Consider the following 668-nt stretch of genomic DNA (forward strand, 5'->3'; position numbering starts at 1 on the left):
ATCTCCATGAGCCAGTCCGGCAGGGTCAGGGCCACCCCATCCTCACGGGAAATCCGGACGTCACTGATCCAGGCAAACGGCTTCTCGCGCCACTCCGGCCCTTGCCGCAGGCTGGTGGTGACGCGCGTTTCCGCCAGACGCGCGAGGGCGCCATAAAGCCGGCGATACTGGTGGGTGCCGTCAGCCCATCCCAGATCCTGGAACAGCCGCCAGGGCGTGAAGCGCACATGGCGCGACACCCACAGATCGTGGTTGAGGGCATCGACGATCTGCCCGGTCAGCCAGAGCAGGATATCGGCGTCCCGGATCGTCGCCATGCCCAGAGGAGCCGAGGCTTCGACAACGATTTCCATCTGACGCGAGCGGTAGCGAAGTGGCTCAAGGCGCGCCATGTGCCCCAGCGCGAAGAACGGACGGCCCATCAGATCGCGGATGTCGCGGGGCCGTGCCGCCCCCGTGACCACAAACCGGCGGTCGGGCTGACGCCAGCTATCGGCGACCGGCATCATCGGCCGGCACTCCGCTGCGCCTTGCGAACCCTGGCCTGCAAGCGGATGATATAGGCGCGGGGATCGGACGGCATCGGGATACCCCCACCATCCCCGGTGGACAACCGGACGTTCAGATCGGCCCAGGCGCAGAGGTCTTCCACGGCATAGACGATCCGG

1 protein-coding gene and 1 pseudogene are annotated in these 668 nt (G+C 66.8%); both read right to left on the reverse strand.

The features are described from left to right. A partial coding sequence (locus tag KUA11_RS16940) for a replication initiator protein A (protein ID WP_217412202.1) occupies positions 1-509 on the reverse strand: 509 nt, incomplete at its 3' end. After that, positions 506-668, reverse strand: a pseudogene (locus KUA11_RS17980) (helix-turn-helix transcriptional regulator); the annotation flags it as partial. The pseudogene KUA11_RS17980 and the gene KUA11_RS16940, both read right to left, overlap by 4 nt.

Origin of the sequence: Acetobacter estunensis (assembly GCF_019083805.1) — a bacterium.
GTDB classification, from domain to species: Bacteria; Pseudomonadota; Alphaproteobacteria; order Acetobacterales; family Acetobacteraceae; genus Acetobacter; species Acetobacter estunensis_A.